Raw genomic sequence first — 22,955 nt, forward strand, 5'->3', positions numbered from 1 at the left:
TGATGATGTCAGTGATGATGATGTCAGTGAAGTCTATTTTTCCTTCATGAAAATAGGATTATTGGATGAAAGACAGAAGAGAATTGTTCGACTAAGCTAGGGACAGGTGTAAACCATGTCCCCGGTTTAAAACGTAAACGATGTCCACTTTGTACAAGGGGGATAGCAGCGAGTCCGTGGCTGAGGAAGTCGTGACGTTGATGTTTTATTAACCAACTGATTTTAAGATATATTTAACTGTGAGAGCGTTGTAACAACCCCCTCTAACTCCCCCGGAAGGGGGAGAACCAGATCGAGCATTATTGATAGCGACGACCGACTTTCTTCTCTGGATCTGGTTCGTGTTTGAAGCGGCGATGTAACCACATCCACTGTTCTGGTGCACGTAAGATTAGCTCTTCAACAAATTGATTCATATAGGCTGCTGCAGCAACGGCATCACGTTGAGGAAAATCGTGACCAACAATTTTATCCGCAATGATGTCGTATTTTCCCTCTTGATTTCTAAAGCCAGAGCCAATAACAATACCGCATTTACTCAGCTTAGCGAGCACACTTGTACCGGTTGTGGTACAGGCATCTTCCACTGCGAAAAGAGGTACATAAGCTGCATTTTTTCTACCGTAGTCGTGATCAGGTAAATAGAATAAGCGGTAGCCTTCACGCATAACACGAACCATTTTCTTTAAATCTTTACGATCGACCATCAAATTGCCATTATGCGAGCGCCCCCAATACTGGATTAAGTTATAAGCCGGGTTATTGTGCGGGCGAAATACCCCATATCCAGGTAATCCAATGATGGCGAAAGCTCGAGCAGTCACCTCCAAATTGAGAGCATGAACACAGCATAGCAGCACACCTTTGCCTTCATTTTCATAGTCACGCAAAGGTTGGACGTTGTGTTCTACGATGCGGCGTTTAAAGCGCCAAGTCGGCCAAAACCAGGTAATGCCTGTTTCAATCAGACCAGCCCCGGTGTTTTTAAAGTTTTCTATGACAAAAGCACGAATCTCTTCTTGAGTTTTTTCTGGGAAAGCGAGTTCAAGGTTGCGATGAGCAGTATGAACGCGACCTTTACTAAATCGCATCGCTAATTTACCAAAACCACGGCCAATTTTAAGCAAGACTGAGTAGGGTAAAATATTGACAACAAGAGCTAAGAAGCCAAAGCCTAACCATACTCCCCAATACTTGGGAGCGAGTAGAGCATAGGAAAAAGTTGGTTTATCAAAACTGGCTTGGTGTGTCATAACGTTTTCTTTTTAGGCATGGAACAGAGTAAATACAAAACAATCATGAAAACTCCTTGTCTGGAGGCTTCACTCTCAATTAAAGCTTTAAGTCTAGTTTATCAATAAATTCAAAGGTTTTTTCTAACGAATGATAGGTATTGATATAGACATAAGTTGGCGTATTTGAAGCGATACTCAATTCAAAATACATCTCACGAAATTGCTGAATATGTTGCACTGATAGCTCTTCTTTACGACCTAAAATAGTCGCCTCTGGAGCATCTAACTGCACAATGCAGCTTGGCGTTGGTGCTTTTTTTATAAGTTCGCGAGAGGTTGGGTACATGGTCAATGGCGTTTCCATTGAGCGAGAGCCCGTGATCAACAAATCTATGTAAAAGCGGTCAAAAATCGTAGTTTTACCAAAACGGCATAAGAACGCTTTACAGTAACCAGACACTAAGCTAATCCAAAATAGCTTAATATGTTGAATATCGTCGTACTGATTTTTATCTAATGGACCATATTGAAGGTCAATTTTGTTCCAAGTGAGTTTGCGCAAAAATAAATAGAGAAAACTACGACGAAATGTCTTTTTATACATGTAGTATTTGGCGCGATAGCGTTTCGTCAACTGCTTAATCACGGTGGTTTTGCCTACTCCATCTGGGCCAACAACGGCAATAACTCGACTGGATTTGGCCAGTTTCTTCTTCAAGCGGTAGAACACTTGAGCTAAACGATGCTGTGATTGTTGCGCGAATAATCCTCTATCTTGTAACTGTTTATTCGCGAGGCGCATTTTTTCTTCAGAGACATCATCAAACAGATATTTTACCTCAGAATCCAAATTCGGCAGTTGGCGATAATAGTTGAGCCGATATTGAACTTCTTCGCTCTCTAACTTTTTATGTTTAGAGTGCATATGGGATAAATAAAACAGTGCTGCAATATTATCACTCAGTGTAAAGTGCCCTTCTTTTTCGATGATCTGTTGCTGCTCAGCAAGTTTATACCACGGGATATGGGTTCCTTTAGGCAATAAACGGTCTTTAATGTCTAGCTCTGTCCAGATATCGAATTCAACGCAGTGTTCCAGTGAATGAGCAAATAAAGTGACCGTTGTTTTTTCATATTTCACACGTTCGATACGAAAGTTAATCGCATTAGCACTACAAATTCGATGGAATAAGCGCAATAGATCGTTGAGGGCTTCTGGGTTGACTAAAAGATCAAAGTCACCTTGATAAATATCAGGTTCTCTAATTGGTTTAGGACGAATAAAAACAAAAGGCAGAGCTTGTTGCTGTGCAGCAGAGAAAAATTCAGTGATCACTTTTAGCATTGCTGGTGGTCTCGTATTGTTTTACTTAATTTGAGCACTTAAGAGTGTCCAGTATTGCTCAAAGTTTTCCGTTGGAAGGTATTTAAAATTGGAACGCACAAAACGGTTAAGACTACCTTCTACTTGGCCGAGCAATTGAGCGGCTAAAATACTTTCTTCTACGGGGAAAGATTTTCCTTCACGTAATTTACGTTCACGCAAGATTTGACGTAATGAAGTTTCAATACGTTCAAAAAGTTGGTTGATACGATCGCGTAAACGTTCATTTTCAAACATTAGAGCATGCCCGGATAAGATTCGTGTCAAACCTGGGTTACGTTCTGAGAACGCGAGAACCAATTGCAAAACCAAGCGAATCCGATTCAGTGTGTCTTTTTCTTCGTCTAAAATCAGGTTAATACGAGACATAAGTGATTCTTCGATAAACTCGATTAACCCCTCAAACATTCTCGCTTTACTTGGAAAGTGGCGATATAAAGCGGCTTCAGAAACCCCTACTTGTTTGGCCAATTTGGCGGTCGTAATACGAGAAGCTCCTTCATGAGATTCCAGCATTTCCGCTAATGCTTGCAGAATTTCTTCACGACGATTCGATTTCTTAGTACCGGCCATAACCCGATTTTCCTTATGATTACCACTACTTGAATGAAAATAGACGCTTAGTGACAGTAAGCGTCATTTGTTATTGGTTTTTTATAACTGACGATTAATTAATAGCATTAAAGATTGAGCAAGTTGGGATTTACTCGTTAAAGGCAGAGTTTGCTCACCCTCATTCCAGAATACAGTGAGTGCATTCTCATCACTATTAAACCCCTGACCGGCAACCGAGACATCGTTAGCACAAATCATATCGAGATTTTTTCTTTGTAGTTTGCTGCGAGCATATTGTTCCACATCTTGTGTTTCTGCAGCAAAGCCCACTGTAAAGGGGCGTTGTTCTGTCATCGCGGCGACTGATGCTACGATATCAGGATTTTTTACCATAGTAATGATGAGGTTATCATTATCATCGGTTTTTTTGATTTTTTGCTCCGCTACCACGTCAGGTCGGTAATCTGCAACCGCAGCACAAGCAATAAAAACGTCATGAGAAGCGGCTTGTGACATCACTGCGTTATACATATCAAGAGAGCTGATCACATCAATACGATTCACGTTTGCGGGAGTTGATAGGTTTACAGGCCCAGCCACTAAAGTGACGGTTGCACCTAGTTTAGCCGCAGCAGCTGCAATCGCAAATCCCATTTTACCAGAGCTGTAATTTGTTAAATAACGGACGGGATCAAGCGCTTCTCTGGTTGGTCCTGCTGTTATTAGTATCTGTTTTCCATTAAGGGGCTTTGGGCCAAAAAATGCCTCGCAGCGATGGACCAGTTCCATTGGATCGAGCATACGACCGGGGCCAACATCACCACAGGCCTGCTCTCCAGCATCGGGCCCCCAAATGGTATAACCACGACGTTCGAGAGTGGCAATATTCTCTTGAGTGGCAATATTGCGGTACATTTGTTGATTCATCGCAGGAGATACAACAACCGACGCATCAGTTGCGAGTACTAAAGTCGTCAGAAGATCATTACCCATACCTGCGGCGATACGACCAATTAAATCAGCAGTTGCTGGCGCTAACAATACCATGTCTGCCCATTTTGCTAATTCAATATGTCCCATAGATGCTTCAGCAGCAGGATCAAACAAGCTATCTGACACGGGTTTACCTGATACTGCTTGCATCGTAAGTGGGGTGATAAAGGCTTCTGCTGCTTTGGTCATTACAACGCGGACTTCTGCGCCACGTTCAATCAGACGACGGGTTAACTCTGCGCATTTATACGCTGCGATACCGCCACTGATGCCCAGCAGAATTTTTTTTCCTGCTAATGTCTGCATTCTGGATTCCTCAAAAATTCTGGTCGCTATGCTAGCACAACTACCCTCATATGTCAGAGTACGGCTAACGCCCGTTTAGAAAATTGAAATCTATGCAATTAATGTGGATTAACACAATAAAATACCGACCGCGTCACCCTTCCAGTTGTACGGATATGAGACAGTAAAAAATATTCAATCTATTGCTTAAGAAGTGATTGAGTTGAATCGTTTTTCAGAGAAAAAATGGCCAACACAACAAAGATTTCTGCCTGCCTGTTTGTTGTGTCAATAAATAAAAAGAAAAGGTGTACTTATGTCTATATCACTACGTAGTAAGCCCAAATTGCTGCTATTAACTGTACTCCCACTTGTTATCGTGACATCTATTGTGACTGCGGTGTTTTACCGTAATGGTGTGAGCAGCCTTGACCAAGAGATGACTCGTTATCGCGCAGACCTCATATCAACACGTAAAGCGGAGTTAAAAGCCTATATAAAACTGGCGATGACTTCAGTTAAGCCTTTATATGATCATGATAAAAATGGAGAAAACAAAGCTCAGGCGAAGCAGATTTTGGAAGCGATGCGCTTTGCAACGGATGGTTACTTTTTTGGCTATAACTCAAAAGGCGTTGCAGTGCTTCATGGAAGCAATCAAAGCCTAGTTGGAAAGAACCTGTACAACATGAAAGATGAAAATGGTTTGCCGGTTATTCAGGAAATCATTCGTTCGGCAAAAGAAGGGGATGGCTATCTAGAATTTTCTTGGAATAAACCCTCTTTGCACCATGCTGCGCCCAAGCTTGGTTATCAGCAATACCTACCTAAATGGGATTGGATAATTGGTACGGGTGTATACGTTGATGATATTGATAACCAAATAGCGAAGTATCAGCACCAGAAAAAAGCGCAACTCGCTTCTCAAATGTGGTCTGCCATTGTTTTATCGCTTGGTGGATTATTGATTACTGTGATTGTGGTGAGCGTGTTAGTCTCTCGAGGTGTATTACCTATCAAACATCTTGCGGAATCATTACAAGGAATGGCGTCAGGGGATGGTGATTTGACGGCTCGTCTAGCGGTTGAAAGCCAAGATGAAATTGGTGATGCAGCCCGCGCATTTAACTCCTTTGTCGCTAAAATACAAAAAATGATGCAGAACGTCAGTCGCGCAGAGGCCGGTATTGAAATCGCTGTGACGAAATTAAATCAGCAAACACAATCTGCAGATAGGCAAATGAGCGAACACAGTTTGGAAACAGATAAAGTCGTTACTGCAGTGACGGAAATGAGTGCTACTGCGCGCGAAGTTGCGCAAAATACCAATTCCACCGCGCATTCAATAGAAGCGGCAAATCAGAGAATATCAGAAGCACAAGTTGAAGTGGATGAAGCAGTACAAGGCATTAGTGCTTTAATCCACGAAGTAGAGGTAACCTCCTCTGCGATAGGTGAGCTGCAACAGCATGCGACCAGTATTACTAAGGTGTTGGGTGTGATTGGTGAGATTGCTGAACAAACTAATCTACTGGCGCTCAATGCTGCAATAGAGGCTGCTCGAGCTGGTGAACAAGGAAGAGGCTTTGCTGTGGTTGCCGATGAAGTTCGCTCTTTAGCAAGTCGTACTCAAGACAGTACGCAAGAGATCAATAATATGCTCAAAGAGCTTAATCAAGGTGTAGAAAAAGCGGTAAAAAGTATGCAGCTAAGCCAGCACCGAGGTGAAAAGACTTCCCAGGATTCTGAGAGAATCCGTCAAAGTTTATTGGGTATGGCGGAATCCATCAGTGTGATTCAAGAGATGGGGATCCAAACCGCTTCTGCTGCCGAAGAGCAAAGTTTAGTCTCTGAGGAAATTAACCAAAACCTCGTCCATATTCAGCAGATTGTGAATGAATTGGGGGATGGCGTGAAAGAGTCCGTCACTATTGGTCAGCAGTTATCGCTTTCTGGTGACGAAATGAGAGAGTTGGTCAGTAACTTTAAGGTCGCGTAATCGTTAATTTGGAAATAGATAATTGTATGGGGATGATTTATTAGTGAAGTCGCTCGAAGGTTAAAAATTGGAATCTTGAGTCTGCTATGAGTGTTTGTCTTTATTAGGGCTGGTTGCTCTGGAGTCATAAGATGAAGTTAAAACACTTGCCGGCAGACTCTCTGCCTAGAGAAAAGCTCTTGCAGCGAGGCGCTGATTCGCTCAGTGATGCCGAACTCTTAGCGATATTTCTGCGAACTGGGACAACAGGGATGAATGTCTTAGTGCTTGCTGACCAATTGTTAAAAGATTTTGGATCACTACGTGCACTCTTCTCTTCATCCCAAGAAGAGTTCTGCCAACGTAAAGGGTTGGGTGTTGCTAAGTATGTGCAACTCCAAGCCGTAATCGAGATGACCCAGCGTTATTTGTCAGAGACGCTTCAACGCGGTGAAGCTTTGACAAGCCCACAGCAGACTAAACTTTATTTATCAAGCCGTTTACGCGATCGCCAAAGAGAAGCCTTCTACTTGCTATTCCTCGATAATCAGCATCGAGTGATAAAAGATGAAATCTTATTTGAGGGCACCATTGATTCTGCGTCTGTTTATCCGAGAGAAGTATTAAAAAGAGCGTTATATCATAATGCGGCGGCTGTCATTTTGGCGCATAACCACCCATCAGGTGTGGCTGAACCTAGCCAGTCTGATCGGCGAATTACTCAACGTCTTGTTGAAGCACTCATGCTGGTAGATATTCGAGTATTAGACCATTTTGTGGTTGGAGACGGTGAAGTTATCTCATTTGCTGAAAGGGGTTGGATTTAAAATAAGCAGATTAGTGATGAAAAATGCATGAGTTAGGGTAAAAAAAGAGCAATGGTTGGTGACGCCTGAATGGATTTTTTTGAATAAAATAAAAAAAATTTTTAGGCGAAATGATCGCTTTGAGAAAAATTAACATGAAAAAACAAAGCGCTTTGTCATGATTACACAGCTTAGGTCAAAAAATCCCAACTTTATAAAGAGCATCATGGGATTAGGATTAGGCAACCGATGACTTTTTCCCTTGTTAGTTGGCTAAAATCTGATACTATTCGCAAACATTTTTAAACACTAATCAGCTCGCCAGAGAAAAAAAGATCAGGGAATCCTTCAAAAAGGATCTGTTCGGGTCTTGAGCAATGCATGGCAAGTTAGTATAATGCGCGACCTTTGATAGCCTTGTATGGATTTTCCATATTGGTTTTTAACCTCAACTTCTTAAATTTTAGAGATAGAGGTTCGGCCAGCAAGCAAGGTTGATATCGAGCTGAAACGATTTGGAGAAGACATTCATGTCCCGAGTATGCCAAGTAACTGGTAAGCGTCCAGTAACGGGTAACAACCGTTCACACGCACGAAATGCTACTAAGCGTCGTTTTCTGCCGAACCTACAAACTCATCGTTTCTGGGTAGAGAGCGAAAAACGTTTTGTTAAACTACGTCTATCTGCTAAAGGCATGCGTATCATCGATAAGAAAGGTATTGATACCGTTCTTACTGATATCCGTGCACGTGGCGAAAACGTTTAAGAGGAATTGAACCATGGCTAAAGGCATTCGTGAGAAAATTCGTCTAGTATCTTCTGCAGGTACTGGTCACTTTTACACTACTGACAAAAACAAACGTAACATGCCAGGCAAATTCGAGATCAAAAAATTTGATCCAGTAGTTCGCCAACACGTTATTTACAAAGAAGCGAAAATCAAGTAATTGATTGCTTTTTTGCAGAGTGTAATAAAACCCAACCAATAGGTTGGGTTTTTTATTGCCTATCATCTAGCTTTGGTTATAGTTATTTCTTAGTTTCATAGAGTTAACTGACTGACCACCTAGAGAGGATAATATGCGAGTACCACCAGCCCGTCGTCGCCGTTGGAATAATATACTCATCATATTGGTTATCGTATTTATCGGTTTACTCAACCTACCGACAATAATCAAAACCTACCTTATTGAGCCTCAAAGTCACCAACAACCCCAATATCCCCATGTCTTGAATCCGGCAAAATCACTAAAAGAGATGAACTTCACTCACTATACATTAGTGAAAAAGTCACAACACTGGCATTCAGACAAGATCCTACCTATAACTGCAGATCAATTAGTGGAGCATTGGCTGGAACTTAGCGGCACTGTGATTGATGAAAAGACCTTTCATTCGATAGAAGATACCCTAGGTAACCCCGGTACCGTTGAAGTGTGGTACGACGATCAGGAAGAGCCTCAAAGGATCACATACTACCAAGGCCAAAAGTTTTGGGTATTCAAAACATGGCAAAACCGGTGGGTGGCTATTTCGGTCGATAAAAACTACATCATTCCTACTCTGACCAAATCGGTATCGTTCTGAGTAGTGAAGCGGTAGACTAATCGAAAAAATAAGTACAAAAGGGAAGTATTATGCCTGAATTACCTGAGGTAGAGGTTAGTCGACTTGGTATTTCACCCCATCTAGTGGGCGAAAAAGTGAAACGAATCGAAGTTCGGGCGCCGAAATTGCGTTGGGAAATCCCTTATGATCTGAAAAAATTAGAAGGGCAAGTGATTCGTGATATTCGCCGCAGAGCAAAGTATTTATTGCTGGAAACGGACGTTGGCACTGCAATAGTGCATTTGGGGATGTCTGGCTCGTTGAGAGTACTTGATGCACCGATTGAAGCCGGTAAGCATGATCATGTCGATCTGTTTATGTGTAATGGTAAAGTTTTACGTTATAACGATCCTCGTCGATTTGGTGCTTGGCTCTGGTGTGAAAAAGGGGCCAGTCATCAAGTGTTAGCTAACTTAGGTCCTGAGCCGCTTAGCGAAGGTTTCACTGCTAAATATATGCATGAGCGAGCGCAAGGAAAACGCGTCGCGATTAAACAATTTATTATGGATAACAAACATGTCGTTGGCGTAGGCAATATCTATGCAAACGAATCTTTGTTTACATCGGGCATCTTACCGACTCGAATGGCGGGGTCTATCACTGCTAAAGAGTGGCAAATGTTGGTGAGCGAAATAAAGTCCGTTTTGGCCTATTCGATTCAACAAGGCGGTACGACGTTAAAAGATTTTGCTCAAGCAGACGGTAAACCAGGCTATTTTGCTCAAGAATTGCGAGTCTACGGTAAAGGTGGAGAGCCTTGTCCTGTGTGTGGAGCGTTGATACAAGAGCAAAAAATTGGGCAGAGAAATACGTTTTTTTGTAGAATTTGCCAACACTAAATATTGTTATAACAGATGAATAAATAAACTTAGATTGAGTAAAGAGAATGAAATATCTTGTTACGGGAGCCGCTGGCTTTATCGGTTCCTCAGTTGTTGAGCGTCTTTGTGCCTTGGGCCATCAAGTTATCGGTATTGATAATTTAAATGATTATTACCCCGTATCGCTTAAACTGGATCGTTTAAAACGTATTGAGCATCGATTGTTTCGTTTTATTGAATTAGATTTAGCTGATCGAGAGGGAATGGCAAATCTATTTAGTGAACAAAAATTTAATCGAGTCATCCATCTTGCAGCCCAAGCAGGCGTTCGTTACTCAATTGAAAACCCGATGGCGTATGCGGATAGTAATTTAATCGGTCATCTAGCGGTATTAGAGGGATGTCGACATAATAAGGTTGAACATCTCATCTATGCTTCATCAAGTTCTGTGTATGGGCTAAACCGCAAGATGCCATTTGATACCTCAGATTCAGTCGATCACCCGGTCTCTCTTTATGCGGCAACTAAAAAATCGAACGAGATGATGGCTCATAGTTATTCTCATCTTTATGATGTTCCAACGACTGGATTACGCTTTTTTACCGTGTATGGTCCTTGGGGCCGACCAGATATGGCATTATTTAAATTTACCAATGCCATTATGAAAGGTGACAGCATCGATGTGTATAACAATGGTGATATGCAGCGAGATTTCACCTATATAGATGATATCGTCGAAGGTATTTTGCGTATTCAAGACGTTGTGCCGACTCGAGATGCACATTGGACCGTAGAAGATGGCACCCCAGCAACCAGCTCAGCCCCTTACCGTATTTATAATATTGGTCATGGTAGCCCTGTAAAACTGATGGACTATATTGAGGCTTTAGAAGAAGCACTTGGCGTTGAAGCAAAGAAAAACTTTATGCCAATGCAACCAGGGGATGTGTATGCGACGTATGCGGATACAAAAGAACTCTTCGCAGTAACTGGTTATAAGCCTAAAGTTGGTGTTAAAGAAGGTGTTAAAGAATTTGTTGCTTGGTATAAGCAATATTATCAATAACATAGACTTCATAATATGAATGATTTTATTTGATCTTCGATATTGTATTGGATTGTCAAATTATATTAAAATTCCTGACATAAAAATGTAAATTTATGTCAGGTGGTTTGTGTTAGTTAATAATGAAAAAAGTATAAGAGAAATACTTAATCAGTCAGAAAATATTATTGTATACAGTGATCGAACGTATACAAACTCATGGAGAAAAACTTCAATTATCGATAATAAATATGTATTAAAGGAATTTGATTATAAAAATAAGAGAAAGAATAAAGTGTGGGATGTTGAGTACAATGTTATTCAGCATTTGAAGAAAAAATCAATCTTATGTCCTGATAATATCGCTATTGTCACTAATGAATCCAACAAAAGGATCAAGGCTAAGTACCTGAAAAGCATATTACAAGGTTCTGTGAGCTCAACTTACACAATAGATATTATAAAACCTATCTCACAAGCTATTCATGAGCTTCATCAACATGATGTATTAGTAATAGATGCTAAGTGTGATAATTTCGTCAAAGTAAAAAACAATTATTATGCATTCGATTTCGGTATGGCGAAGATTGCTCGATATAATTCACTTTATTTTAAGATAATGAGAGGGTGGGAATTTTTCAGAATACGTAAAGAAATGGGTAATCAAGAACTTTTCTCTCAATTTCTTCATTCTTATATGCAAGTCTCTAATACCTCTTCTTATAGTATTATCCCTTTTATTAAAGTCTACGATATCAAGGAAAGGTTCAAGCAGACAAGACGTCAATATAAGCAATCCATAAGGGGATTAGTTAGGCGTTAGTAGTCGGTGAGGATAAGTATTTTTGTAGTTTTGACGTGAATTGTCACTAATATCACTATCTTAACATTCTCTAATATTTCCCAATTGGCAGGTGTCATTTTTCTGTAGTATTCTTGAAACATATCATGACACCTTAGTCGTGTTAGCAGTAAGAATCTTTGTATGTAGTTCTTACCCACGATGATTGAGTTGAATATATGTCTGGCCGTTTGGATAGACGAGTGTTTGAAAGTGAGTAGACTATGCAGGAAATCTGTCACAAAAAGGTCAACCTCGATACCAGCTTACTGCTTGGGGCTGGTAACGAACGACTATGTTTTATTCATCCTGATAATGAGCTCTTGTGTATTAAGGTAACGAAACCTGGCGTTTTTCATCGCTCGCAGAATGTGATTGAGCAACAGTATTTCAATTACCTGAAAGAGCAAAATGTTCCGTTCACATACTTACCGGAATATCATGGTGTGGTTGAAACCAACTACGGCACGGGGTTAGTTTTTGACCGTGTTGTTGATTGTGATATCCGACCTGCCCAAAGGCTTGATAAGATGCTCGCTGAAAAACAAATTAGCAGTGCTCAAGCTAGCCATGTCATTGAGGAGTTACAACACTATTTGCTGAAATACGGCATTATGGTGGGAGATATCAATCCGGACCAAATTTTAGTCAAAACAGAAAACAAGAGTCTAAAACCCTACATAATCGATGGAGTGGGGCCTCGGCGCTTGGGGATGAAATCTTTTATTTATACTAGGGTTGGCTTTATGGCTCGGTATAAATTAAGAAAAAACTGGCCAAATTTGATTCATCGATTAGGGCTTAAGCACGCTTAAACCATGTGCCTTAAGCCCGGGGCTATTTAAGCATTCTGCGCAAACAGAATATGTTTAAATGCACGATCGATTCTTTCTGCCGTTTGCCGGTAGGTGTAAGAAGGGAAAAGTTTTCCTACTTTGATAAAATTGGCAAACCCAATCCCATCAATCAAAATCAACTCATATCCACCAGATCTATTCTCTCGAATACAGATATTTTGCAAGCGCATATCGGTTACGGAAACGGGGATAGATAAAAGTTTGTCCCGAAATGCCCAAGCCGCTTCTTTGAGTTTATTTAGATCAACACTGTTTTCTTTATTGAGTGTCGCGAGTAAGGTGTCAGCAATTTCACCATTTTTATCAAGAACCAATTCGCATTCTAATCCGGGGCCTTTAGATGTCTCTACCCAAGAAAGAGGAAGTGCTACAGGTAATTCTTTTCCTATCAAATACTTTTTAGCGTAACGATACTCCCTGATGCTTTCATCTACACGACGTTTTTTGTTATAACGAATCTTTATACAGCGATCGGGTTTTTCTGGGTGCTGAAAACATTGCCTCTCAGACCCCTGACCGATTAACTTGGCCTTGGATAAATCAATCACGACTTCACCTTTTGAGCGATAGCCTTAGCGACCGCTGGTGGAACAAACTCTGAGATTTCCCCACCATGAATCGCGACTTCACGCACGATAGAAGAAGAAAGGAACATATACTCTTCTGTTGGGGTGAGAAAAATACTTTCTAACTTAGGGGCGAAGCGGCGATACATATTGGTAAGGCCAAATTCGTATTCAAAATCAATAGTCGTTCTTAACCCTCGAATTAAGATATCGACTTTTTCTTGTTTGACGAAGTCAATTAATAAGCCAGAAAACCCCTGAACGCTAACGTTACTTAGGTGTTGTGTGGCTTGGCCTGCTAATGCAACACGTTCGTCCAAGGTAAACATCGTATTTTTCGACGGACTGGCAGCGATACCCACTACAACGTGGTCAAACATAGCCGCAGAGCGCTGAATTATATCAAGATGCCCATTTGTTAATGGATCGAACGTCCCTGGATAAATTACTTTTTTAATCATGACGTTATTTAATATTTTTATATATGTTGTAATAAAGTTGAGCGGTATGCTCAATTTTGAATTCTTGTAATTTATGTCGAGAGCCAGCGATTAATGAGGTGCGTAATTTAGGATCCTCTTTTATCGCTACAATGGCTTTTGCTAGCTCGTTACTGTTTCCGGGGTCAATGAGTAGTCCTGAAACATGATCTTCTATGATGTCAGGAATACCGCCAGCACGTGTTGCTGCCACTACCAGTCCGCTATTTAACCCCTCCAAAATAACTGAGCCAAGCCCTTCAGAGTATGATGGATGCACTTGCATATCTGCGGCGGCAAACCACGTCCCCATGTTACTCTGTTTTCCCATAAATGATAAGTTGCTAATGGACGCTGCTTGCTCTTCTAAAATTGAGCGTTCCTTGCCATCGCCAAGTAGAGCAAAATGAATGTCTGGATGAGAATTCTCGAGTTGTTTTGCTGCATTAATCGTAACGTCGAATCCTTTATGCTTAAGCATATTAGCCGCTTGTATGACTAAAAACTTATGCTCGAAACGTTTACGGATAGCTTTAACATCTTGTTCGATAACAGGATAGGTGACAGGGGAGCTCGGTATTTTATAAATTGAAGCGTTAGGATAAGCCGCCTTGATGCGGCTTACGATTTCGTCACTTAGTCCAACTAGGGCAGATGCGCCTGAATAGGCTTGAGTAGCAAGCCATTTTTTCTTTAAAGGGTTATCGATGCGGCGAGTGACAATATAGGGAATACCAAATAGTTTAGATTGAATCCAAGCCCAGTAGATTGCTCTTCCTTCGTGGACATGGATTAGTTGGCATCCTTCAGTGGCCGATTTTGCATGGCCTAGTAAATAATGAGTAACCAAAACCAGTTTGCAATTAAGCTTTTTAATCGCGTCAGAAAATGGGCTTTTTGGGTTGGCAACCACAGTGAGCTCATAACCTAGCTCAATTTGCTGTTTAATTAACTGCAGGGTTTGGTTTTCCCCACCATGATACCCAGAAGCAAGATTGATGTGGCAAATCTTCATGGTCATTACCAAACTTTATTAAAGTCTTCTTGCTCGAGGACTTTAGGATCACGTTGATACTCTAATAACTTGGCATATTTTAAGTAGCTATTAATAGAAGCACTGAGTGCGACTGTCATTCCGTCTACGCCACCAAGAAAGCCTTTTTGCATAATATATTTACGAACGAATGCACTTAGGCCATGCGTAAAAGGAGATAGTGAATTAGCGCGTTTCCCCTTTTGATACATAATCTTAGCTGCACGGCCACTGAAATTACGTCCAGGCTTAGCAAACAGCTGACCAATATTTTCAAAAGAGTAGTGAATAAGGTCGCAATTCAAATGTTGAGGAGCATTTGCTTGAACGGAAGCGTGCTGTTTAACTTCAGAGAACTTGGTTTTTTGACGGTTATATAAACGAATACAGTAGTCTGGGTACCAGCCACATTGTTTAATCCAGCGACTGCCTATGTAATTGCGACGACGGAATGCAAACGCATCATGATGGGTATCGGTTAAGTTCAACTGTTTAATTTGCTCTATGGCTTCATCAGTCAAACGCTCATCGGCATCAATGCTGAGAATCCAATCATTACTGGCATGAGGCAAGCCTACATTTTTTTGGAAACCATCCCCTAAATACGCTTGTTCAACGACAATCGCTCCCATTTCTTTGGCGATAGTTTGAGTATCATCGGTACTGAGTGAATCGACTATGATAACCTCGGAGCACACAGTCTGCAGTGATTGAATGCATTCTCGAATATTTTTGGATTCGTTTAATGTAATGACAATACCTGTAATCATTCTTTTTCTCTCTCAAGGCCTAAGTGTGATTTTAGGCTGATGGATGTTCAATATTTTCGTCGTCGCAGTGATAACAAATGGCAAACTACAGCGTAGCGTTGAAGACGACATAATGACTAATATTTGTCTCATAATGCGATGAAAGTGAGCAATATTAGCGATTTTAGCGCCATAAGTCTCCAATAACCTTATTAAACATGGTGATCACTTGTTGCGGCTTAATACGTTGCATTGCTGTTTCGTCTTTAACTCGGGTACGCCAATCAAGTTGCTCTAATGGCTTATGATGTTCTTCTGCTATTGCCTCTTCATAAGCAGAAACAACGTAATCGCGGTAATTATACGGACCAGTACGTTCAGGGTTGTGATGGGCATACAAACCGATCACGGCCGTTCCCATCGCGTTAGCCATATGGGCTGGCCCTGTATCGGGTGCGATAACTAAATCAGCGTTATCCAATAAGGCGAGCATTTGCTTGATAGAGCTTTGGCCGACAACATTAGTGACTGGAGATGAAAGCTTTGCTATCACTTCGGCACAAAGTTGTGTTTCTACTGGTGAGGGGCTTCCAGCTAAAATGACATGAAAACCTTTACGCTGAGCATGCTCTATCACCCGAGCATAACCCTGTGCTGTCCAGTTTTTGTAGGCTTTACTGGCTCCAGGAACAATGACCACATTTTTTTTCTGCTGATCAATGACTTGGTTAGCCCAGTTGGCATCTTCTTTTTGATAAGGGATCGACCATTTAGGTGTCATGTCCTTCACCCCTAAGCACGTACCAAAAGCCAATAAGCCGTCGAGGACATGAGGAGTGACAGGAGAGGGAACCTTCACATTGGTAAACCAAGTTTGAAAATCTTGACTACGAGTGGCGTCGAATCCCAATTTATATTTAGCTTTGATCCCTAATGTGGCAATACTGGCACGCAGTGCATATTGCATATGAAGTAAGGCATCAAATTCTCGGCCTTTAAGTGATGCCCATAAGGTTTTGTATCCTTTCCATCCCTGTTTTTTATCAAAAACGATGACTTCAATACCAGGTAAATCACTAATTAAATGTGCTTCAAGTTTACCTGTGATCCAAGTGATTTTCGTTTTCGGCCATGTACGTTGAATGGCTTGAATAGCGGCAACGGTATTACAAACATCACCGATGGCAGAAAGCCGCAACACACATAGCGATTGCGGAGCAGAGGTAAACAAAGTCATTAGGTACTCACTTCGAACTTTTGTCGTTGGAATTATCCTCAAGGGAGCGGATTATTTTACCGCGTATTCCATATGAATTCAGAGTTAGGATAACCGGAAGGATTATACCTGTCATTGTTTCCTCAAATTGTCACCATGGTGTTGGGTTTTGTGATATTTAAGGAATAGAAGTTGAATTCTATTGTGACTGAGTCTGAGCGTCTACTCTCAAAAGGAGAAATGTATCGAATAACGTGCGAACGATGCCATTAACCAAGGTGTTATCTTGAGGTTTTTCATTTTATATTAATGATTTTATTATTGATTTTGTGAATCCTCACTTGGGCCACCCTTATAAGTTTACTTCAGCAATACATTTTATAAACTGTGTTAGAATACGTCGGTTATCAGACACCTATGCTTATGATAAATCAGCAAAGTAGTGAGGAAATCGCGTGAATCAAGTACTGCAACAAGGCAATCAAACCATTTGGTATGACGATGAATTATTATCGGATGGACCTGCGCGTTGTTTTGATCCTGAATACTGGCAGCAACAAGGTAAGGTTACCGGTTCTGCTCAAGGTCGCGGTACAACTTGGTTTGTTCAATTACCTGATCTCGAAGCTGCATTGAGACATTATCGTCGCGGGGGCTTATTTGGTAAGTTTGTAAAAGACCAGTATTGGTTCTCTAGCTGGGAAAAAACTCGTAGCTATCAAGAGTTTGAACTTCTTCAATGTTTACAAAATGCGAATGTTAATGTTCCTCGTCCTATCGCTGCAAGAGCCGTAAAATGTGGCTTTTTATATCGTGCTGATTTATTGAGCGAAAAAGTGCCCAATGCTCAAGATTTAGTGGACATTTTACAGAATAGGGTTCTTAATAAAGAAATCTATCAAGAGATAGGTAAAATGATTCGGCGTATGCATAATGCAGGCGTGAATCATACTGATCTTAATATTCACAATATCTTAATCGACCAATATCAGAAGGTTTGGATTATTGATTTTGATAAATGTGGGTTTGCTCCTCAATCCGATCAATGGCAACAAAAAAACCTCGAACGTCTACAACGCTCCTTTCTCAAAGAGCAGCCGCATTTTTTTGAACCATGGTCTCTTGAGTGCTGGTCATGGCTGATGGATGGCTATGACTCATCTTTTCAATAGGACTGTCAGTTTTAATTGATAAGCCACTATAAATCATGGTTTTTCATCTCCTTACTTTATTACAGTAAAGAGTGAAACTATGGTTAATGGATTATAGGTTTTATCATTCAGTTGCGACCACTTACCGTTTCTCTAATACATTTCAAGTGGGAGTACTGCAAAAAGGTTTCCTGCTATGAAAGATTTCAAGGGCAAGCTAAGAACGCTTGGGCTTTTTGCATTGATTAATGCACTGATTGCGATAGTGATTGCAACCAGATATTTTCAATATTTACCTGTCATTCCCACAGATTCTCTTGGTTTAACCTTCTTGGTGACATCCGTATTAAGCCAAATGTCTTTGCTTGCTGGAATCCTTGCCCTTATCGGCATACCATTTCTGATATTACCTTCTCGATGGGTTCGCTGGGTGTTAGCGCTGATTGCTACCCTTGCTTTGTCACTCTTGGTTATTGATACCTTCGTATTTGCTCAATATCGTTTCCACATTAACTCTGTCGTGTTGCAGTTAATTATGTCGGGACAAGTGGTGTCTTTTGCGGTTGTCACTTGGGTAAAAGTTGTTGGCTGTGCCGTCGCTGTTTTAATCATCGAACGATGGCTGGTCAGTTTTGCTGAAAATAGGATGCAGCAACTGCGTTTTCGTTATGGAAAAGCATTTTGCTGGTTTATTTTTGTCTGCTTACTCACTTCAAATGCCATTCATACTTGGGGATCGGCAAATGGCCGTCAATCAGTGCTGATGACCGATCGCTATCTGCCACTTTTTTATCCTTTAACCGCCAATTCGCTCATGAAGAAAATGGGCTGGATTAATCCTGAAGTCGTCGCTGAAGCTAAATCTTTAAAAGGGAAAAAGCGCAGTGATCTTAATTATCCTCTATCTCCATTAGAGACTGAACGGGTTAATAAACCACTCAATGTTCTATTTTTGGTCATTGATTCATGGCGTTATGACAGTTTTACCCAAGATGTGGCCCCTAATCTATGGAAGTATGCGCAGCAGGGAAGGATTTATGACAACCATATTTCCACAGGTAATGCGACGAGAGCGGGTATTTTCGGTCTGTTTTATGGCATTCCATCGACTTATTGGCAGGCTTTTTTAGCCAGTCAGCGTTCACCTGTTTTAATCGATAGATTGCAGCAGTTAGGGTATGACGTGGAAGCATTTACGTCTGCGAAATTGGATGGTATTCCGTTTGATAGAACGATATTCCGCCATGTTCCACATTTACGTTTAAATTCGGATGGTAATTCTCCTTCTGAGCGTGATCAGGATGTGAATCATGACTGGATGCAATGGTTTGAGCATCACGATAAATCCAAACCTAGTTTTTCGTTTATTTTTTACGATTCGCCACATGGGTATGACTTCCCAGACAATTACCCCCACAAGTTTCAGCCATACCTGAAAGATGTCGATTATTTAAAGTTGAACAACGATTTTGACGTTACGCCATTTATGAATCGCTATAAAACTGCCGTGCATTTTACGGACAGTTTAGCTGGTAAGGTGTTGGATAAATTGAAGGCGAGTGGTGAGTTAGATAACACCGTGGTCTTCATTACTGGCGACCATGGGCAAGAGCTGAATGATAATAAACTGAACTATTGGGGACATAACAGTAACTTTACTCCGTATCAGACTCATGTACCGTTTGTCGTATTAGCGCCTGGGCTAAAACATAGTGTGGAGACTAAAGTAACGAGCCATGAGGATGTGGCTCCTACGTTATTGCATTACTATTTAGGCGTTACTAACCCTATTGCAGATTACTCGACGGGGATTGATATGCTGGATCCTATCCAAGCACGTCCATGGGTTATTTCGGCAAAATATACTGGGTATGCGGTGATAACGGATAAAACGATTCTGGAAGTGAACTCCGCAACAGGAATGTATGAATTATTAGATAAAACCAATCGCCCTATTGAAGATAAACAACCCAACTTCCAGTACTTAAAAGGGGCATTGGAGCAAATCAGTCGATTCATTAAATAAAATCAGGCATGAGATCGCTGGGATAACCCCCTCTAACTCCCCCTGGAAGGGGGAGGACCAGATCGAGCTCGTGATGTGTTTCTGTACTTGGTTTGTTAGTTAGGTGAATGCAGGTTTTGCTGGTGGTTGAGCCAACAATATTCACTGGCGTTACAGAAAGTGGCGAACAAGCTCCCTCCCCTTGGGGAGGACCTGTTCGGGCGTACAAACCGGAGACATACTTTACAAAATGATCTGGAGACTGCGTTTACATAAGTCAAAACTCAAGTTATTCATCAAATATTCGTGATTTCTCCTCTAATTTCGACCAAAATAACCCCAATCGTTATTTTCGTGAGTTTAGGCAATGCTTAACTCCCAACCAGGTTGATACCCACTGATATGTTTCGAGCGCTGTACACTTTACTCATCACGTTAGTCTCGCCATTTTTCCTTTATTCATTACTCAAAAAGCATGCGGATAAACCTCATATTGGGAAACGCTGGAAAGAGTACTTTGGTTTTTGTGCACCAGTAACTCATACACAAGCCGATGAAATTATTTGGCTGCATACCGTGTCTGTCGGTGAAGTGTTAGGTGCGAGTGATTTTGTCCGAACATTAAAAAAATGTTCTCCAAATAAAACGGTAGTCTTGACGACAACCACCACGACCGGTGCTCAACAAGCTGAAAAGCTAGGAGATTTGGTCGAACACCGTTTTATGCCATTAGACTTTCCTTGGGCGATAAAGCGCTTTATTCGCACTATTAACCCTAGCCAATTGCTCATTATGGAAACAGAGTTATGGCCAAATACGTTGGCAGTTACCCATCAACAAGGGATTCCTATTTCCATCATTAATGCACGGCTTTCGGAGCGAAGTGCTCAGAGGTATCAAAAATTAGCGTCACTTGGCCGCTTTTTAGCGCGTCATATTCATCATATTTACTGTTTGCATCAAGATGATGCACAACGTTTTGCTCAACTGGGTTTTTCCCATGATCAATTATCGGTAACGGGGTCGTTAAAGTTTGATATATCGATATCTCCAGAGGACAAGGCCGCGGGGTTGTCTTTGAGAAATACAATCGGGCAACAGCGCCAAGTATGGATTGCTGCGAGTACCCACCAAGGTGAGGATGAAATCGTATTGAACGCTCATCAACATCTTCTTGAGAAATATCCTGATGCACTGTTAGTGTTAGTTCCTCGCCACCCGGAGCGTTTTCAATCGGTATTTGAGTTAGTTAAGCAAATGAAGCTTCGTGCCGTAAGAAGAACGCAAACAACAGAAATTGGTCATAATATACAAGTCTACTTAGCTGATACCATGGGCGAAATGAAGCAATTACTTGCGGCTTGCGATGTCTGTTTTATGGGCGGTAGCCTAATTGGAGACAAAGTTGGTGGGCACAATTTACTTGAACCCGCAGCGCTAGGATTACCAACCATAACAGGACCTAGTTATTTTAATTTTACCGATATTACGAATCAGTTATTAGTAGCCCAAGCAACTGTGGTGTGTGATTCAGCAGATTCGATTAGCCAACAGTTGATAACACTATTTAGTGAACCAGCAAACATCGCTGAGCAAGGTGCCCAAGCGCAGCAGGTGGTCAACCGTAACCGAGGCTCAATTAACAATACTTTAGCCGGATTATTTCCCCATGAAGAATCTTGATTACCAACATCCTTTAACACCAGACTGGCGATTGCCAACCCAAATTAATAAAAATGGGATGTTATCGTTTGATACGAGTGAACTACCTGAACTAACGAATGTGACTGTGCTACTTGAGTTTCAGTACACTTCGAGTAGTAAAAAGAAAATGGGACATATCGAAATGTCTCACCCATATATGACTCCGGAAGGTAGAGAGCATCAGCAATACTACGAAGCAGGGCAGAAGGGACGTCGTTATTTAAATTTATCGCAGTTTTCCGATCTGGCATCAGTCAAGCTAAAAGCCATAGATTGCCAAATGGATAGTGATGCTCATTTGTTGTTTTTTACCAATCCGTCACTTGAACAAGGTCCAACACTGATTATCGCCCCCCATGCGGATGATGCTGAATTAGCTGCTTATGGCCTTTATGCTAAGTGGCACCGTAATATCTGGATAGTCACGCTCTATGCTGGTGAAACTCTCCAGAAACTGGATAAGCAATATATCCCAGGGTTGGATGACAACATGGAAACAGGTATTCAGCGTAAAGCTGCAATCCGTAACTGGAATAGCATGACAACTCCACTTTTGGCTGGGGTACCTGAAAATCAACTCGTTTATTTAGGTTATACCGGGGTGACCGTTGAGAATTTATTAAATGAGCCAGAAAAAGCGGTTACGTATGGTGTGGGGCAGAGCGTTAACCCAACTGCATTTCGCCGTTTGAACCGTATCAGTTTATCTAACGACCTAGTTGGTGAGAACTCTCCACGGGCTATGGTATCTGAGTTAGCGGAATTATTGACCAGAATTCAGCCAGCAACGGTATTAGTCACAGACCCTGAAGTTGACCCTCATTTTGAGCATCGTGCTGCGGCACTCGCATTAGCGATGGCAATGGAGCAAAGCCAGTATCATCCACGTCATGTCTTAATGTATGTAAACCATTTACGAGGCATTCGAGATTTTCCTTATGGTCCCGAACATACTAATACAGCATTAGCGCCTTTCTTTAGTGAATATCAAAAGATCAAACATGTGAAAGTGTTTAGTCACCACCTCTCGTTAGAAGAGCAAAAAGCCAAAGTGGTTTCATTTGATACCATGCACGATCTTAAAGCTAATTTAAAATTTGATAAGAAGTTGAAGCGCTGGTGGAAGGAAAAACGGTTTGGTTACGGGTATCGTTATTACGGCAACCATACGTATTTTCAAACACATATCAAAGCGGCTGAGGTCTTTACTGTCGTCGAAGGGCTGCAATTCCAGCAGCAATTACTGCAAACCACCTAGAAATAATCACTTTATTATCAGCGAATACTGGACCAGATCGAGCTTGGAATTTATTGACCACTACAGATGTGTTTGGTCTGTTGGTTCATTGAACGTTGAAGTATCCGCGATCGTTGAACCAGCTCCCTCCCCTTGGGGAGGGGGATACCAGCAAGCCCGTGGGTGAGGGAATCGTTGAACATATTGAGCGTGTCGTTGTGTTAATTAACAGCATGAATTTACGAATAAAATTAGCCACGAGATCGTTGAGGTAACCCCTGTACAAAGTGGACATCGTTTACGTTTTAAACCGGGGACATGGTTTACACCTGTCCCTAGCTTAGTCGAACAATTCTCTTCTGTCTTTCATCCAATAATCCTATTTTCATGAAGGAAAAATAGACT

The 22,955-nt window shown here is 41.3% G+C and carries 22 protein-coding genes; 13 read left to right on the forward strand and 9 right to left on the reverse strand.

What is annotated here, in order from left to right; all coding sequences use genetic code 11:
• Window positions 1–299: 299 nt before the first annotated feature.
• From lpxL to coaBC, 4 genes are all read right to left on the reverse strand, one after another.
• Window positions 300–1,253: an LpxL/LpxP family Kdo(2)-lipid IV(A) lauroyl/palmitoleoyl acyltransferase gene (gene lpxL, locus F9817_RS21365; RefSeq protein WP_161158228.1), complete on the reverse strand. Its 954-nt coding sequence runs from the start codon at window positions 1,251–1,253 to the stop codon at window positions 300–302.
• A 79-nt stretch (window positions 1,254–1,332) separates the two neighbouring features.
• On the reverse strand, window positions 1,333–2,580 hold the full coding sequence (locus tag F9817_RS21370) for a hypothetical protein (protein ID WP_161158229.1): 1,248 nt from the start codon (window positions 2,578–2,580) through the stop codon (window positions 1,333–1,335).
• 21 nt (window positions 2,581–2,601) lie between these two features.
• Window positions 2,602–3,192 (reverse strand): nucleoid occlusion factor SlmA, encoded by a 591-nt coding sequence (gene slmA, locus F9817_RS21375; protein ID WP_161158230.1) that lies wholly within the window; start codon window positions 3,190–3,192, stop codon window positions 2,602–2,604.
• An 81-nt stretch (window positions 3,193–3,273) separates the two neighbouring features.
• On the reverse strand, window positions 3,274–4,473 hold the full coding sequence (gene coaBC, locus F9817_RS21380; RefSeq protein WP_161158231.1) for a bifunctional phosphopantothenoylcysteine decarboxylase/phosphopantothenate--cysteine ligase CoaBC: 1,200 nt from the start codon (window positions 4,471–4,473) through the stop codon (window positions 3,274–3,276).
• A gap of 295 nt (window positions 4,474–4,768) precedes the next feature.
• Here coaBC and F9817_RS21385 point away from each other — a divergent pair, with 295 nt between their 5' ends.
• From F9817_RS21385 to F9817_RS21425, 9 genes are all read left to right on the forward strand, one after another.
• Window positions 4,769–6,451 (forward strand): methyl-accepting chemotaxis protein, encoded by a 1,683-nt coding sequence (locus F9817_RS21385; protein ID WP_161158232.1) that lies wholly within the window; start codon window positions 4,769–4,771, stop codon window positions 6,449–6,451.
• 131 nt (window positions 6,452–6,582) lie between these two features.
• The gene (radC, locus tag F9817_RS21390) at window positions 6,583–7,257 is read left to right on the forward strand and encodes a RadC family protein (protein WP_161158233.1); all 675 of its coding nucleotides are present in this window, start codon (window positions 6,583–6,585) and stop codon (window positions 7,255–7,257) included.
• Between the two features lie 509 nt (window positions 7,258–7,766).
• A complete protein-coding gene (gene rpmB / locus F9817_RS21395; RefSeq protein WP_161158234.1) occupies window positions 7,767–8,003 on the forward strand; it encodes a 50S ribosomal protein L28 in 237 nt (78 codons plus the stop codon).
• A 13-nt stretch (window positions 8,004–8,016) separates the two neighbouring features.
• Window positions 8,017–8,184: a 50S ribosomal protein L33 gene (rpmG, locus tag F9817_RS21400; RefSeq protein ID WP_089124655.1), complete on the forward strand. Its 168-nt coding sequence runs from the start codon at window positions 8,017–8,019 to the stop codon at window positions 8,182–8,184.
• 133 nt (window positions 8,185–8,317) lie between these two features.
• Entirely contained in the window at window positions 8,318–8,824 is a 507-nt protein-coding gene (locus tag F9817_RS21405; RefSeq protein WP_161158235.1) for a hypothetical protein, read from the forward strand.
• Between the two features lie 50 nt (window positions 8,825–8,874).
• Entirely contained in the window at window positions 8,875–9,684 is an 810-nt protein-coding gene (gene mutM / locus F9817_RS21410) for a bifunctional DNA-formamidopyrimidine glycosylase/DNA-(apurinic or apyrimidinic site) lyase (protein WP_161158236.1), read from the forward strand.
• Window positions 9,685–9,731: 47 nt separating this feature from the next.
• A complete protein-coding gene (locus F9817_RS21415; protein WP_161158237.1) occupies window positions 9,732–10,733 on the forward strand; it encodes an NAD-dependent epimerase in 1,002 nt (333 codons plus the stop codon).
• 109 nt (window positions 10,734–10,842) lie between these two features.
• On the forward strand, window positions 10,843–11,535 hold the full coding sequence (locus tag F9817_RS21420; protein ID WP_161158238.1) for a BUD32 family EKC/KEOPS complex subunit: 693 nt from the start codon (window positions 10,843–10,845) through the stop codon (window positions 11,533–11,535).
• A 242-nt stretch (window positions 11,536–11,777) separates the two neighbouring features.
• Window positions 11,778–12,368, forward strand: a complete 591-nt coding sequence (locus tag F9817_RS21425) for a YrbL family protein (protein ID WP_161158239.1) — start codon at window positions 11,778–11,780, stop codon at window positions 12,366–12,368.
• Between the two features lie 26 nt (window positions 12,369–12,394).
• Here the strand turns inward: F9817_RS21425 and F9817_RS21430 are convergent, their stop codons facing one another.
• The 5 genes from F9817_RS21430 to F9817_RS21450 all read right to left on the reverse strand — a co-directional run bounded on the left by F9817_RS21430 (window position 12,395) and on the right by F9817_RS21450 (window position 16,474).
• Window positions 12,395–12,958 (reverse strand): YrbL family protein, encoded by a 564-nt coding sequence (locus tag F9817_RS21430; RefSeq protein ID WP_161158240.1) that lies wholly within the window; start codon window positions 12,956–12,958, stop codon window positions 12,395–12,397.
• Window positions 12,955–13,437 (reverse strand): pantetheine-phosphate adenylyltransferase, encoded by a 483-nt coding sequence (gene coaD, locus F9817_RS21435; RefSeq protein ID WP_161158241.1) that lies wholly within the window; start codon window positions 13,435–13,437, stop codon window positions 12,955–12,957. The genes F9817_RS21430 and coaD overlap by 4 nt, the downstream gene beginning before the upstream one ends.
• A gap of 4 nt (window positions 13,438–13,441) precedes the next feature.
• Complete coding sequence (locus F9817_RS21440; protein ID WP_161158248.1) at window positions 13,442–14,470, reverse strand: glycosyltransferase family 4 protein; 1,029 nt, start codon at window positions 14,468–14,470, stop codon at window positions 13,442–13,444.
• A 5-nt stretch (window positions 14,471–14,475) separates the two neighbouring features.
• A complete protein-coding gene (locus tag F9817_RS21445; protein ID WP_161158242.1) occupies window positions 14,476–15,258 on the reverse strand; it encodes a glycosyltransferase family 2 protein in 783 nt (260 codons plus the stop codon).
• Between the two features lie 163 nt (window positions 15,259–15,421).
• A complete protein-coding gene (locus F9817_RS21450; RefSeq protein WP_161158243.1) occupies window positions 15,422–16,474 on the reverse strand; it encodes a glycosyltransferase family 9 protein in 1,053 nt (350 codons plus the stop codon).
• Between the two features lie 434 nt (window positions 16,475–16,908).
• On the opposite strand from F9817_RS21450, the gene F9817_RS21455 reads away from it, so the two are divergent.
• From F9817_RS21455 to F9817_RS21470, 4 genes are all read left to right on the forward strand, one after another.
• Window positions 16,909–17,625 carry a 3-deoxy-D-manno-octulosonic acid kinase gene (locus F9817_RS21455; RefSeq protein ID WP_161158244.1) on the forward strand — a complete coding sequence of 239 codons (717 nt, stop codon included), beginning with the start codon at window positions 16,909–16,911 and terminating at the stop codon, window positions 17,623–17,625.
• Window positions 17,626–17,800: 175 nt separating this feature from the next.
• Window positions 17,801–19,630: a DUF3413 domain-containing protein gene (locus tag F9817_RS21460; protein ID WP_161158245.1), complete on the forward strand. Its 1,830-nt coding sequence runs from the start codon at window positions 17,801–17,803 to the stop codon at window positions 19,628–19,630.
• 381 nt (window positions 19,631–20,011) lie between these two features.
• Window positions 20,012–21,292 carry a lipid IV(A) 3-deoxy-D-manno-octulosonic acid transferase gene (gene waaA, locus F9817_RS21465; protein ID WP_161158246.1) on the forward strand — a complete coding sequence of 427 codons (1,281 nt, stop codon included), beginning with the start codon at window positions 20,012–20,014 and terminating at the stop codon, window positions 21,290–21,292.
• Window positions 21,279–22,571, forward strand: coding sequence for a PIG-L family deacetylase (locus F9817_RS21470; protein ID WP_161158247.1), 1,293 nt, complete (start codon window positions 21,279–21,281; stop codon window positions 22,569–22,571). Before waaA ends, F9817_RS21470 begins: the two co-directional genes overlap by 14 nt.
• Window positions 22,572–22,955 lie beyond the last annotated feature (384 nt).

This window comes from Vibrio eleionomae (genome assembly GCF_009874545.1).
GTDB lineage: Bacteria > Pseudomonadota > Gammaproteobacteria > Enterobacterales > Vibrionaceae > Vibrio > Vibrio nitrifigilis.